At 72.6% G+C, this 12,679-nt stretch carries 12 protein-coding genes; 4 read left to right on the top strand and 8 right to left on the bottom strand.

Features of this window, described 5'->3' with window-relative positions; all coding sequences use genetic code 11:
• Window positions 1-21: 21 nt before the first annotated feature.
• Complete coding sequence (locus ACZ56U_RS24985) at window positions 22-765, top strand: SigE family RNA polymerase sigma factor (RefSeq protein ID WP_469086220.1); 744 nt, start codon at window positions 22-24, stop codon at window positions 763-765.
• 180 nt (window positions 766-945) lie between these two features.
• On the opposite strand, the gene ACZ56U_RS24980 is transcribed toward ACZ56U_RS24985, so the two are convergent.
• Window positions 946-1,269, bottom strand: coding sequence for a DUF6281 family protein (locus ACZ56U_RS24980; RefSeq protein WP_469086219.1), 324 nt, complete (start codon window positions 1,267-1,269; stop codon window positions 946-948).
• A gap of 31 nt (window positions 1,270-1,300) precedes the next feature.
• Window positions 1,301-1,939, bottom strand: coding sequence for a uridine kinase family protein (locus ACZ56U_RS24975; protein ID WP_469086218.1), 639 nt, complete (start codon window positions 1,937-1,939; stop codon window positions 1,301-1,303).
• A 186-nt stretch (window positions 1,940-2,125) separates the two neighbouring features.
• Here ACZ56U_RS24975 and ACZ56U_RS24970 point away from each other — a divergent pair, with 186 nt between their 5' ends.
• On the top strand, window positions 2,126-2,536 hold the full coding sequence (locus ACZ56U_RS24970; protein ID WP_469086217.1) for a hypothetical protein: 411 nt from the start codon (window positions 2,126-2,128) through the stop codon (window positions 2,534-2,536).
• Window positions 2,537-2,628: 92 nt separating this feature from the next.
• Here the strand turns inward: ACZ56U_RS24970 and ACZ56U_RS24965 are convergent, their stop codons facing one another.
• From ACZ56U_RS24965 to deoC, 3 genes are read right to left on the bottom strand one after another with little or no spacing between them, the layout of a single operon-like run.
• Window positions 2,629-3,513, bottom strand: coding sequence for an aldehyde dehydrogenase family protein (locus tag ACZ56U_RS24965; RefSeq protein WP_469086216.1), 885 nt, complete (start codon window positions 3,511-3,513; stop codon window positions 2,629-2,631).
• Window positions 3,506-4,942 carry an aldehyde dehydrogenase family protein gene (locus ACZ56U_RS24960; RefSeq protein WP_469086215.1) on the bottom strand — a complete coding sequence of 479 codons (1,437 nt, stop codon included), beginning with the start codon at window positions 4,940-4,942 and terminating at the stop codon, window positions 3,506-3,508. The genes ACZ56U_RS24965 and ACZ56U_RS24960 overlap by 8 nt, the downstream gene beginning before the upstream one ends.
• Before the next feature lie 5 nt (window positions 4,943-4,947).
• A complete protein-coding gene (deoC, locus tag ACZ56U_RS24955; RefSeq protein WP_469086214.1) occupies window positions 4,948-5,913 on the bottom strand; it encodes a deoxyribose-phosphate aldolase in 966 nt (321 codons plus the stop codon).
• A gap of 107 nt (window positions 5,914-6,020) precedes the next feature.
• Between deoC and ACZ56U_RS24950 the strand changes: the two genes are divergently transcribed.
• Window positions 6,021-6,683: a PH domain-containing protein gene (locus ACZ56U_RS24950; protein WP_469086213.1), complete on the top strand. Its 663-nt coding sequence runs from the start codon at window positions 6,021-6,023 to the stop codon at window positions 6,681-6,683.
• A gap of 115 nt (window positions 6,684-6,798) precedes the next feature.
• Entirely contained in the window at window positions 6,799-8,460 is a 1,662-nt protein-coding gene (locus ACZ56U_RS24945) for a hypothetical protein (protein ID WP_469086212.1), read from the top strand.
• Between the two features lie 10 nt (window positions 8,461-8,470).
• Here ACZ56U_RS24945 and ACZ56U_RS24940 read toward each other — a convergent pair whose 3' ends face one another.
• The 3 genes from ACZ56U_RS24940 to ACZ56U_RS24930 form a co-directional block, all read right to left on the bottom strand.
• The gene (locus ACZ56U_RS24940) at window positions 8,471-9,652 is read right to left on the bottom strand and encodes a hypothetical protein (RefSeq protein ID WP_469086211.1); all 1,182 of its coding nucleotides are present in this window, start codon (window positions 9,650-9,652) and stop codon (window positions 8,471-8,473) included.
• A 159-nt stretch (window positions 9,653-9,811) separates the two neighbouring features.
• The gene (locus ACZ56U_RS24935; RefSeq protein ID WP_469086210.1) at window positions 9,812-11,443 is read right to left on the bottom strand and encodes a phospho-sugar mutase; all 1,632 of its coding nucleotides are present in this window, start codon (window positions 11,441-11,443) and stop codon (window positions 9,812-9,814) included.
• Window positions 11,444-11,847: 404 nt separating this feature from the next.
• Window positions 11,848-12,672, bottom strand: a complete 825-nt coding sequence (locus ACZ56U_RS24930) for a purine-nucleoside phosphorylase (RefSeq protein ID WP_391234795.1) — start codon at window positions 12,670-12,672, stop codon at window positions 11,848-11,850.
• Window positions 12,673-12,679 lie beyond the last annotated feature (7 nt).

Genomic DNA, 12,679 nt, shown 5'->3' with positions numbered 1-12,679 from the left:
GTCCACGACGGGGGGCGCGAGATGAACACGCTGCACAGCAACAGCACCAGCGCAGTGATCACGCGTCTGCACGACGTGCACGGGGGCCGGGGTTCCGAGAAGTCCGGCGCCGTGAGCGGGCGGGGGTGCGCTCGCGGCGCTGGGCGTCAGCACACCGCGTACATGACGGTGGTTGACAGTGTCTCGGGGGAGACACACGGGGGAACCGCGTACGGGGAGGGCTCGGGGGAGCGTCGTTCGCTGTCGGAGGCGGAGTTCACCGCCTACGTCCAGGAGCGCCGTGCCTCCCTGTACGCAACCGCCTATCACCTCACCGGTGACCGCTTCGAGGCCGAGGACCTGCTGCAGAGCGCGCTGTTCTCGACGTACCGGGCGTGGGACCGGATCAGTGACAAGGCGGCGGTCGGCGGATACCTCCGCCGCACGATGACCAACCTGCACATCAGCGCGTGGCGCCGCCGCAAGCTGAACGAGTACCCGACCGAGGAACTGCCGGAGACGCCCGGCGACACGGACGCGATGCGCGGCACGGAACTGCGCGCGGTCCTGTGGCAGGCGCTGGCCCGGCTGCCCGAACTCCAGCGCACGATGCTGGTCCTTCGCTACTACGAGGGCCGCACCGACCCGGAGATCGCGGACATCCTCGACATCAGTGTCGGCACGGTGAAGTCCAGCATCTGGCGGTCGCTCCGCCGGCTGCGTGAGGACGAGGTCCTCAGCTTCGGCCGTGACGAGGAGGACGCCTTCGGGGAGCTCGTCGCCTGAGGGTCGGGGGGAGCACCACCACGGGGGAGCGGTAACGGTGGTGCGGCAACACGGGGGAAGCACCACCGGGGGGAAACCGGGGGGAAACCGGGGGAAAACGGGGGAAGCACCACCACGGGGGAGGTACCGACGCGGGGCTGGAGGGCCGGGGGGCCCGTCCAGTCCCGCTTTGGTGTGTGCTCAGCGGGCCGCCATGGGAGCCGCCTCGGCGGGCGTGTCCCCCACGGCGACGCTCTCGGCGGGGTCCACGCCCTTGATCGCGTACGCCCCGGTCGTACGCTCGGCGGAGCCGTCCGCCACGCCGTCGCCGGTGTCGTCGCACTCCTCGACCGTCGCCGTGCCCAGCCGCTCGCCCACGGTGAAGACGGACTTCTCGGCGGGCAGATAGCGCCGCCCGTCATAGGTCACCGTGCCCGCGCAGGAGGCCGAGCCGGTCGACTCCGCGCATCCGCACAAAACCAGCATCGCGGCCGCCACCCACACTGCTCCACGTCGATTCGTCATGGTCCTACGACGGCGTGGGCACCGGGTTCGTTCAGGCCGCCGGTGCCGAGGCCGCCGGGTGACGGCCCGCGGCGGCCGTGGCGAGGCGGCCCAACGCCTCGTCCTTGCCGCAGGCGTGGGCGCCCAGCGCGGTCTGACGGGAGACGATCGTGCGCTCCTGCCGCATCAGCCGCCAGCCGCGCCGCAGGAGGAACGGCACGGACTTGCGGCCCTCCTTGAGGTCCCGCAGGAAGCGCCGGCGGAACGTCTGGACGGGCCCGCGGCTCAGGCACAGCGCGTCGGCGAGGACGCCGAGTTCGCGGCAGCGCGTGACGATCTCGGCGGCGAAGATGCCCTCCGCGATGAACAGCGGGGTCCGCCCGATGTCGACGCGCTCCGCGCCGGTGCGGGCGCTCAGCGCGATGTCGTAGGTCGGGACGTCGGTACGGCCCGTGCGGCACAGCTCGACGATGGCCGCGACGGCGACGTCCGCGTCCCAGGACCCGGGGTGGTCCCAGTCGATGTCGGAGCTCCCCGCCACCAGCGGCAGGGTCGGGTCGTCGCCCTCCTTGTAGAAGTCGTCGAGCCTGAGCACCGGAAGACCGGAACGGGCCGCGAGGAGGGACTTGCCGGAGCCGGAGGGGCCGCAGAGCAGCACGACTCGCGTCGGTATGGACGAAGGGGAGCTCACGGGACACCAGTGTGCGGCATTCACCTGGTGTTCATCGACCCCGGGGACCGGCTTTGCAGTGCGCGTCACACGGCGAGGACCCCCTCGGCGCCGGCATTCGCGGGTCGGCGGTGGAGCGTACGCCGGACGTCAACTACCCTTCGTGTCGACCTGATTACCTTGAGCAAGTCGAAGGTGGCTCCAGCAATGCCCCGACACGCGTCTTCCTCCATCCCCACCACCCAGCGCGCGCTGGCCGCCCTCGCGACCGCGGGCGTGGCCCTGGGCGCGGGCGCGGCGACGGCCGCCGCGGACACCCAGCCGGTCATGGACGAGCTGGTGCGCACCCGCCCCACCTCGCTGGGCAAGATCGACCCGCAGTCCGGACTCCAGGGCCTCACCGCCACGGTCGGCTACGTCACCGGCCCGGTGACCAACCTCAAGCCCAACCCCCTCGCGGGCACCGGCGTCGACCCCCTCGACAACGGACTCGGCACCCAGCTCGCCGACTTCCAGCCCCTGACCTCGCAGGCGCTGACCGGCCCGGTGGCGCAGGCGCAGTCGATCGGCGGCCTCCCGGTGGTCGGGCAGGCGGCGGGGCTGCTCAACAACGGCTGAGCGGACGGCGAAGAGCCGCGTCACCCCCGGACAGCGAAGAGCCGCGTCACCCCCGGACGGAGGGGAGACGCGGCTCTCCGGCTCTCAGGGGCTCAGTACGACGAGCCCGACGCGCCCAGCGATCCCGTCGGGTGCCAGACCGTCTTGGTCTCCAGGAACGCCGTCATGCGGTCGATGCCCGGGGTCACCGAATAATCCACAGCCTGTGGACGCAGCACGCGCTTGAGGTTGTCGGCCGCCGCGATCTCCAGCTCCTTGGCCAGGTCGTCATCGGCGCCCGCGAGGTCGATCGCGTTGACGTCCTGGTGCGCGGCGAGCGGCGCCGCGAGCTCCGCCGTACGGCCGGACAGGACGTTGACGACTCCGCCGGGCACGTCGGAGGTGGCCAGCACCTCGCCCAGGGAGAGGGCGGGCAGCGGGGACTTCTCCGAGGCGACCAGGACCGCCGTGTTGCCGGTGGCGATCACCGGGGCGAGGACCGAGACCAGGCCCAGGAAGGACGACTCCTGCGGCGCCAGCACGGCCACCACGCCGGTCGGCTCCGGGGTGGAGAGGTTGAAGAAGGGGCCCGCGACCGGGTTGCCGCCACCGACCACCTGGGCGATCTTGTCGGTCCAGCCGGCGTACCAGACCCAGCGGTCGACAGTGGCGTCGACCTGCTCGGCCGCCTTGGACTTCGACAGCCCCTCGGCGTCGGCCACCTCGCGCACGAACTGCGCCTTGCGGCCCTCCAGCATCTCGGCGACCCGGTAGAGGATCTGACCGCGGTTGTAGGCGGTGGCCCCCGCCCAGCCGCCGAACGCCTTGCGGGCGGCGACGACCGCGTCGCGGGCGTCCTTGCGGCTCGACTGCGGTGCGTTGGCCAGCCAGTCGCCCTTGGAGTCCGTCACCTCGTACACCCGGCCGCTCTCGGAACGCGGGAACTTCCCGCCGACGTACAGCTTGTAGGTCTTGAAGACACGCAGACGGTCAGACATCGAGGTACGCCTCCAGGCCGTGCCGACCGCCCTCGCGGCCGAAGCCCGACTCCTTGTAGCCGCCGAACGGCGAGGTCGGGTCGAACTTGTTGAACGTGTTGGACCAGATGACGCCCGCGCGCAGCTTGCCCGCGACGGCGAGGATCCGGGAGCCCTTCTCCGTCCAGATGCCCGCCGAGAGGCCGTACTGGCTGTTGTTGGCCTTGGCGACGGCCTCGTCCGGCGTACGGAAGGTCAGGACCGACAGGACCGGGCCGAAGATCTCGTCGCGGGCGATGGTGTGCGCCTGGGTGACGTTGGTGAAGAGCGTCGGGGCGAACCAGTAGCCGGAGGAGGGCAGTTCGCAGGCCGGCGCCCAGCGTTCGGCGCCCTCCGCCTCGCCCTGTTCGACGAGGGTGGTGATCCGGGAGAGCTGCTCCGCGGAGTTGATCGCGCCGATGTCGGTGTTCTTGTCCAGCGGGTCGCCGAGGCGGAGCGTGGAGAGCCTGCGCTTGAGGGAGTCCAGCAGCTCGTCCTGGATCGACTCCTGGACCAGCAGCCGGGAGCCCGCGCAGCAGACCTGGCCCTGGTTGAAGAAGATGCCGGTGACGATGCCCTCGACGGCCTGGTCGATCGGGGCGTCGTCGAAGACGATGTTGGCGCCCTTGCCGCCCAGTTCGAGGGTGACCTTCTTCCGCGTGCCCGCCACCTGCCGGGCGATGGCCTTGCCGACCGCCGTGGAGCCGGTGAAGGCCACCTTGTTCACGTCGGGGTGCTCGACGAGGGCCGCGCCCGCGTCGCCGTAACCGGGGAGGATGTTGACGACGCCCTTGGGGAGACCGGCCTGGCGGCAGATGTCCGCGAAGAACAACGCCGACAGGGGAGTGGTCTCCGCCGGCTTCAGGACCACCGTGTTGCCGGTCGCGAGGGCCGGGGCGATCTTCCAGGCCAGCATCAGCAGCGGGAAGTTCCAGGGGATGACCTGGCCGGCCACGCCCAGCGGACGCGGGTTCGCGCCGAAGCCGGCGTGGTCGAGCTTGTCGGCCCAGCCCGCGTAGTAGAAGAAGTGGGCCGCCACCAGGGGGAGGTCGGCGTCCCTCGTCTCCTTGATGGGCTTGCCGTTGTCCAGGGTCTCCAGGACCGCGAGTTCACGGCTGCGCTCCTGGATGATCCGGGCGATCCGGAACAGGTACTTGGCGCGCTCGGCGCCGGGCAGCGCGGACCACTTCTCGAAGGCCTTGCGGGCGGCCGCCACGGCCCGGTCGACGTCCGCCGCGCCGGCCTGGGCCACCTCGGAGAGGACCTCCTCGGTGGCGGGGCTGACGGTCTTGAAGACCTTGCCGTCGGCCGCCTCGGTGAACTCGCCGTCGATGAACAGGCCGTAGGACGGAGCGATGTCGACGACCGCGCGGGACTCGGGCGCCGGTGCGTACTCGAATGCAGATGCCATGTGGATCAGTCCACCGTCACGTAGTCGGGGCCGGAGTAACGGCCGGTGGCCAGCTTCTGACGCTGCATCAGCAGGTCGTTCAGAAGCGAGGAGGCGCCGAAGCGGAACCAGTGGTTGTCCAGCCAGTCCTCGCCCACGGTCTCGTTGACCAGCACGAGGAACTTGACGGCGTCCTTGGTGGTGCGGATGCCGCCGGCCGGCTTCACACCGACCTGGACACCGGTCTGGGCGCGGAAGTCGCGCACCGCCTCCAGCATCAGCAGGGTGTTGGCCGGGGTGGCGTTGACCGCGACCTTGCCGGTGGAGGTCTTGATGAAGTCCGCGCCGGCCAGCATGCCGAGCCAGCTCGCGCGGCGGATGTTGTCGTACGTCGAGAGCTCACCGGTCTCGAAGATGACCTTGAGCCGGGCGCTGGTCCCGCAGGCCTCCTTCACGGCGACGATCTCGTCGTAGACCTTCAGGTAGTGGCCCGCGAGGAACGCCCCGCGGTCGATGACCATGTCGATCTCGTCGGCGCCCGCGGCCACGGCGTCGTGGACGTCGGCGAGCTTCACCGGCAGCGCGGCGCGGCCCGCGGGGAAGGCGGTGGCCACCGAGGCGACCTTCACCGAGGAGCCGGCGACGGCCTCCTTGGCGGCGGGCACCATGTCGGGATAGACGCAGACGGCGGCCGTGGCCGGGGTCGTGCGGTCGGTCGGGTCGGGGTGGACCGCCTTGGCGCCGAGCGCCCGGACCTTTCCGGGGGTGTCCGCGCCTTCCAGCGTCGTCAGGTCGACCATCGAGATGGCGAGGTCGATGGCGTACGCCTTGGCGGTCGTCTTGATGGAACGGGTGCCGAGAGAGGCGGCGCGCGCCTCCAGGCCGACCGCGTCGACGCCGGGCAGCCCGTGCAGGAAGCGACGCAGCGTGCTGTCGGACGCGGTGACATCCGTAAGCGGGTGTGCGGGAGATGCAGTGGTGGGCATGGTCACCAGACGAGCATATCTACGCGCGTAGCGGCTGTACACCCCCGGACGTTCGTCCTTGACGCGGGGACCGCGTACGAGCGCTGGCGGCACCGTCGTGGAGAATCGGCACCATGACGACCCCGGACCACGAGTCACCAGCGCCGCAGCCTCCGGCACCCGAGTCCAAGGACCGGATCTACCGGTCGCCCGCCGGTATCGCCGGAGGCGTCCTGCTGCTCGCCATCTCCCTCTGGCTCGGCATCGACGCCCTGGTCCAGGGCGAGGACCGCACCCCCTGGCTGGCGCTCGCCTCGATGATCCTCGTGATCCCGCTGATCGTCGCCTTCACGGTCCGGCCGGCCGTCTACGCGGGCGAGGACCGGCTGCGCGTCCGCAACCCGTTCCGCGTGATCGTGCTGCCCTGGGGCCAGGTCGCCGCGCTGCGATCCGGTTACTCCAACGAGGTCGTCGCCGAGTCCGGGACAAAGTTCCAGCTCTGGGCCGTTCCGGTGTCGCTGCGCGCCCGCAAGAGGGCGGCGCGCAAGGACGCGCGCGCCGAGCGCGGCGGCGGTACCGGGTTGCGGCTCGGCTTCGGCGGCGGTGGCGCCGCCCCCGACGCCGGGCCGGTCCGGGCCGAGACCGACAAGATCATGGACGATCTGCGCGAGCTCATGGAGACACGCGGGACGGCGGAGAGCGCCCGGGGCGAGGTGACCGTGCGCTGGGCGTACGAGATCTTCGCGCCGGTGGTCGCGGGAGCGGTACTGCTGGTGATCTTGATCGCAACAGGCTGAGACGCCTGTCCTTTCACGGCTTCCGGGGTGACGATGCGGCCTCACCTCGGTGTGCCGCCCCGAACAAGGACCCGAGGACCGCAACCACGTCTGTGGTCCGAGAGTCTGGAAGACGATGAGCACGAACCTCAAGCGGCCCCTGCCGCTGCCCGCCTCCGCGATACCCGACGGCTGCCTGCCCCTGGACGGGGAACAGGCCCGGCGGTGGACACAGGCGCTGCCCGCCCGGTGGGTGCCGGTGCGGCTCGGCATGGGACCGCTGGTCGGGGTGGTCCTGGCCGGCCTGCTCGGCTCCGGCGCCCTGGCGCTGTCCACCGACCTGAGCCCGTGGGCCGCGGCCGTCCTCGCGCTCCACGCGATCTGGCTGGCGGTACGGCCCGAGGTCGTACGGGTCTCGGTGCCGGTTCTGCTCTTCCTGGTCCCCGCCCAGCAGCCACTGCCGTGGCCGGTGACCCTGCCCGTGCTCGCGTTCCTGCTGCTGGCCTGGGCGCTCGCCCTGCTCCGGCTCGTCGCGCGCGGACGGCAGCGGGCGGCGGCCCTGGCGGCGGCCGGCGGGGCGAAGGCCGTACCGCCGGACGAGGGCAAGACGTTCCGGCGGGGCAAGCTTCTGGCCTCGTTCGGGCTGGCCGTGACAGCGGCCGGTGCCGCGGGGGTCGCGACATTCGGGCCCGGAGACGACCACGTACTCGCGGCGACGGGCCTCTACGTCATCGGGCTCGGCCTCACCGCCGTCCTCTCCGGACTCCTCGGCCGCCGCCGCGCCGCCGCCCTGCGCGGCGCGCCCGCCCCCGTCCTCCGCGTGCTCGTACGGGAGAACGCCGACGTGGACACCGAGGTCTACGCGGCCGACGACCTGGGCGCGCTGCGCCCCCTGTTCACCGTCTCGATGTCGGAGCCCGAGGACGAGGGCGAACCCTTCTTCGAGGAAGCGGACGACGACTTCGACGAGGAGGCGGCCGAGGCGGAGATGCGGGAGGCCCTCGACCGGATCGACGTGGAGGAGCCCGGCCCCCTGCGCGAGGCCGTCCTGTACGGCGCCCCGTACGACGGCGCCGAGATCCTTCTCGTCAGCGCCGACGAGGAGCCCGGCGAGCCGCCGCTGGTCGAGCGCTCGCAAGGGCCCGTACGGCCTCTGTCGGACCGGTTCGGACGCGACCGCATCGTGGACGAGAAGCGGGCCGGGACCCGTAAGGCGGTGTACCGGGAGCTGGGCCGGCGGGCCGCCGGGGAGGCGGCCGCCGCACTCGGCTCCGGGACCGTACGACGCTGGCACGCCGGCTGGCTCGAACGGCTGACGGCACTGGTCCTGGTCCTGTGGTTCGGCCACTTCACCCTGGACGAGACCGGCTGGTTGTGGCGTTACGTCCTCGGCGGCCTGGTGGTGCTCGGCGGCGCCCTGCTGCTCTCGCGCAAGCTCGCCTGGACCGTCACCGCCGACCGCGAGGGCCTGTGGTGCAACGGCTTCCGCCGCACCCACCACATCGCCTGGGACCACCTGCGCGTGGCCCGCTGCAAGGGCACCGAGCTCAAGCTCGACAGCCACCGCGCGGCCTTCCCCACCTGGACGGTCCACAGCCCCCGCTGGCCCGGGCTGGAGCGACGGCTGGGCTGGACCCACCCCTACGAGCGCGCCGCCGCCGAGATCACCGCGATGTGGCAGGACCCGGCACTGCGACCCGCGGTCGCGGCGAGCGGGCGGGAACGGGGGCGCCCCCAGTGGCCCCTCGCCGTGGCCCTGGGAGTCGTCTTCGCGGCGGCGCTGGTGCTGATCCCGTAGCACGCGGCCGTCATGGCGCCCCCGTCCACACCAGGACCATGTGCGCGCCCCAGTACACCGAGCCCGACACCGCGGCCGTCAGGGCCAGGACGCGGTGGCGGCGGGGGGCGTGGGCCAGGCGGAGCGCGAGGGGGAGCAACAGGGGGAAGGCGGGCAGGAGGTAGCGGGCACGCGGGAAGTAGACACCGCCGCTGGTCACGACGATGACCAGCAGGACGCCCGTGAACACCAGCAGGACAAGCGGCTGGCGGTCCCGCACCGACAGGGCGAAGAGCACCACCGAGGCGATCAGCACCGCCGTCACCAGCACCAGGAACAGATGCGGGGTGGCATCCCGGACCAGCAGCTGGCGGATCTCGCGCAGGGTCCGCAGGCCGCCGTCCATCTCGTTGCTCCACGCCCGCTGCTCGGCGAAGTAGCCGTCCCAGCGGCCCACCCGCCACCCCACCCAGGCGAGGAACCCGCACCAACCCAGCGGCGCGAGCAGGGCGGCCGTCAGAGCACGTGCCGAGAAGCCGCCGCGCAGGGAGAGCAGCGCCGTCACGGTGACCGCGGCGGCCACCGCGATACCGGTCGGCCGGGTCAGCCCCGCGAGCACGGCCAGCGCCGCCGCCCACAGCCAGCTGCGGGCCAGCACGGCGTACAGCGACCAGGCCGCACACGCGGTGAACAGGGACTCGGTGTAGCCCATCCACTGCACCAGACCGACCGGGTACGCGGCCCACAGGGTCGTCAGCAAAACCCCGACCCGGCGGCCGTACAGACGGTCGCCCACCGCGAAGACACCCCAGGCCGCGGCGAAGGAGGCGGCCACGGCCAGACAGAGCCCGGTGGTGGCCCGGGTGCCGGGGGTGACGGCCGCGACCGCCTTGACCAGGACCGGGTGGAGCGGGAAGAACGCCAGATTGCTTCCCTCGGTGCCGACACGCCGGGCATAGCCGTGGTCCGCGATGCCGAGGTACCACTTCGCGTCCCACTGCCGCGCCAGGATCGGCCACACCCCGTGGTCCTGGTGATGGGCCCACAGCGCGAGGAACAGCAGACCGGCCAGGCGTACGGCGAGAAAGGCGCCGAGCGCCGGGGCCGCGCGGCGCAGGGCGACGACGACGGGATGGCGGCGGGGCACGGACTCGGGGCGCCGGCTGCCCGGGATGCCGCCGCCGGGCGCGGTCTTGGGGGCGGTCGAGGACACGGGGCGGCTCCGGGGCTCGGCGGACGGGTGCCCGTCCACCATTCCCGGGGTGGGCGCCGGGGCGGGGAGCGCGCGTCAGTCGACCTCGTGAAATCACCCGTTGGGGCGCCCTGGTCGGTCAGGACGCCCCAACGGGCGGCTCGGATGCCGCGGCGTGGCTCAGATGCCGGCCGCCGCGGACAGGTCCCGCTTGATCGCCGCCAGCAGCTCCGTCGCCTTCGCGCGGGCCGCGGGCAGCTCGGCGTGGCCCGGGACCGGGACCACGACCTCCAGGTAGCACTTGAGCTTGGGCTCGGTGCCGCTGGGCCGGACGATGACGCGGGCGCCGTCCAGGGTGTACCGCAGGCCGTCCGTGGGCGGCAGCCTGTCGGTGCCCCGGGTCAGGTCCTCCGCCCGGGCGACGGCCAGACCCGCCAGCTCGGTCGGCGGCCGCTCGCGCAGGCGCCGCATGGCGTCGGCGATGACCGAGAGGTCCTGCACCCGGACCGAGAGCTGGTCGGTGGCGTGCAGCCCGTGCTCCAGGGCCAGGTCGTCGAGGAGGTCGAGCAGCGTACGGCCCTCCTCCTTCAGCTCCGACGCCAGCTCCGTGATCAGCAGGGCGGCGGTGATGCCGTCCTTGTCCCGGACGCCCTCGGGGTCCACGCAGTAGCCGAGGGCCTCCTCGTAGCCGTAGCGCAGACCGTCGACGCGGGCGATCCACTTGAAGCCGGTGAGGGTCTCCTCGTAGGGCAGGCCGGCCTTCTCGGCGATCTGGCCGAGCAGGGAGGAGGAGACGATCGACTCGGCGAAGGTGCCCTGTGCTCCGCGGCGGACCAGGTGGGCGGCGAGGAGGGCGCCCACCTCGTCGCCCCTCAGCATGCGCCAGGCGCCGTCCTCCTTGACCGCCACCGCGCAGCGGTCCGCGTCGGGGTCGTTCGCGATGATCAGGTCCGGGTCCGTCTCGGCGGCCTTCGCGAAGGCGAGGTCCATCGCGCCGGGCTCTTCCGGGTTGGGGAAGGCGACGGTCGGGAAGTCCGGGTCGGGCTCGGCCTGTTCGGCGACGAGTTCCGGGGCGGGGAAACCGGCTCGGGCGAAGGCGGCGAGGAGGGTGTCCTTGCCGACGCCGTGCATCGCCGTGTAGACGGTGCGGGCCGTGCGGGGGGAGCCGGCGGTCAGTACCGCGTCCGTGCGGGCCAGGTAGGCGTCCAGGACGGCGTCGTCGAGGGTCTGCCAGCCGGTGTCGGGGCGGGGGACGTCGTCGAGGGAGCGGATGGCGTCGATCTCTGCGGCGATCTCCGCGTCCGCGGGCGGGACGATCTGGGAGCCGTCGCCGAGGTAGACCTTGTAGCCGTTGTCCCGGGGCGGGTTGTGGCTGGCGGTGACCTCCACGCCGGCCACCGCGCCGAGGTGCCTTATGGCGTACGCCAGGACGGGGGTGGGGAGGGGGCGGGGGAGGACCGCCGCGGTGAGGCCCGCGCCGGTCATCACGGCCGCGGTGTCCCGTGCGAAGTCTGCTGATTTGTGGCGGGCGTCGTAGCCGATGACGACGAGGCCGTCGGAGCTGCCCTGCTTCTTGAGGTACGCGGCCAGGCCGGCGGCGGCGCGGATGACGACCGCGCGGTTCATGCGCATCGGGCCCGCGCCCAGTTCGCCGCGGAGGCCTGCGGTGCCGAACTGGAGGGTGCCGGCGAAGCGGGCTTCTAGTTCGGTGACGTCTCCGGCCTCGATGAGGGCGGCGAGCTCGGCGCGGGTGTCCGGGTCGGGGTCCTCGGTGAGCCAGGTTGTGGCCCGGGCGATGAGATCGTCGTGCACGGTTGCCTCCGGCGGTTTTGCGGTTCTGTGTGCGGGTCGGTGGGGGCGGGCGTTTTTGCGCAGTTCCCCGCGCCCCTGATGCCTGCGGCGGCCTGCTGCGGTTCGGTGGGGGCTGGTGCAGCGCGTGCGGGTGGGTTTCGGGTCGGGGCCGGGGTGGGGGGTGTCCGTCCTCGGGCCGGCGGCTCGGTGTCTTGCGTGGTGCTCGGTGACTGACGCCGGCCGCTGCGGGCGGACACCCCCCACCCCGTCCCCTGCGCGCCGTCGGCGGCCAACGGTCCGTGGGGGCGGGCGCGGCGGCTGACGGTCCCGTCGTGGCGCACGTCCACTGCCACCCAGGGGCGGGGAACCGCGCGATCAGCCCCCGCCGGGCCGCAGCCGCCGTACGACATCCCGTTGGGCGAGTCTCAGATGCGGCCCAGTACCTGGGCCAGTAGTGCGCCCATGCGCGTTGCTGAGTCGCGGCCCGCCTGGAGGACCTCCTCGTGGTTCAGCGGTTCGCCCGTCATGCCTGCGGCGAGGTTTGTCACCAGGGAGATGCCGAGGATCTCCGCGCCTGCCTCGCGGGCGGCGATCGCTTCCAGGACCGTCGACATGCCCACCAGGTCCGCGCCGATGACGCGGGCCATGCGGATCTCGGCCGGGGTCTCGTAGTGCGGGCCGGGGAACTGGGCGTAGACGCCCTCCTCCAGCGTGGGGTCGATCTCCTTGCACAGGGCGCGCAGGCGGGGGGAGTAGAGGTCGGTCAGGTCGACGAAGTTCGCGCCGATGATCGGGGAGGTCGCCGTGAGGTTGATGTGGTCGCTGATCAGGACCGGCTGGCCGGGGCGCATGCCCTCGCGCAGGCCGCCGCAGCCGTTGGTGAGGACGATCGTCTTGCAGCCGGCCGCGACCGCCGTACGGACGCCGTGCGCGACGGCGGCCACCCCGCGGCCCTCGTAGTAGTGCGTGCGGCCCAGGAAGACCAGGGCCCGCTTCTCACCGATCTGGTACGAGCGGATCTTGCCGCCGTGGCCCTCGACCGCCGGCGGCGGGAAGCCGGGCAGCTCGGTGACCTGGAACTCGGCGTCGGGAGCGCCGAGGGCGTCCACGGCCGGCGCCCAGCCGGAGCCCATCACCAGGGCGACGTCGTGGGTCTCGGCGCCGGTCAGTTCGCGCAGGCGCGCGGCGGCGGCGTCGGCGGCGGCGTGCGGGTCGCCCTGAATGTCGTCCGGAAGAAGAGATGCGTTCACGCGGATG

This window comes from Streptomyces sp. NPDC034103 (assembly GCF_055575395.1).
This window is presented reverse-complemented; position numbering and strand designations above follow the sequence as displayed.

Bases quoted from the DNA above. Each gene is read 5' to 3' on its own strand.
- ACZ56U_RS24985 (WP_469086220.1), top strand. From the start codon at position 22: ATGAACACGCTGCACAGCAACAGCACCAGCGCAGTGATCACGCGTCTG.
- ACZ56U_RS24980 (WP_469086219.1), bottom strand. From the start codon at position 1,269: ATGACGAATCGACGTGGAGCAGTGTGGGTGGCGGCCGCGATGCTGGTT.
- ACZ56U_RS24970 (WP_469086217.1), top strand. From the start codon at position 2,126: ATGCCCCGACACGCGTCTTCCTCCATCCCCACCACCCAGCGCGCGCTG.
- ACZ56U_RS24965 (WP_469086216.1), bottom strand. From the start codon at position 3,513: ATGTCTGACCGTCTGCGTGTCTTCAAGACCTACAAGCTGTACGTCGGC.
- ACZ56U_RS24960 (WP_469086215.1), bottom strand. From the start codon at position 4,942: ATGGCATCTGCATTCGAGTACGCACCGGCGCCCGAGTCCCGCGCGGTC.
- ACZ56U_RS24950 (WP_469086213.1), top strand. From the start codon at position 6,021: ATGACGACCCCGGACCACGAGTCACCAGCGCCGCAGCCTCCGGCACCC.
- ACZ56U_RS24945 (WP_469086212.1), top strand. From the start codon at position 6,799: ATGAGCACGAACCTCAAGCGGCCCCTGCCGCTGCCCGCCTCCGCGATA.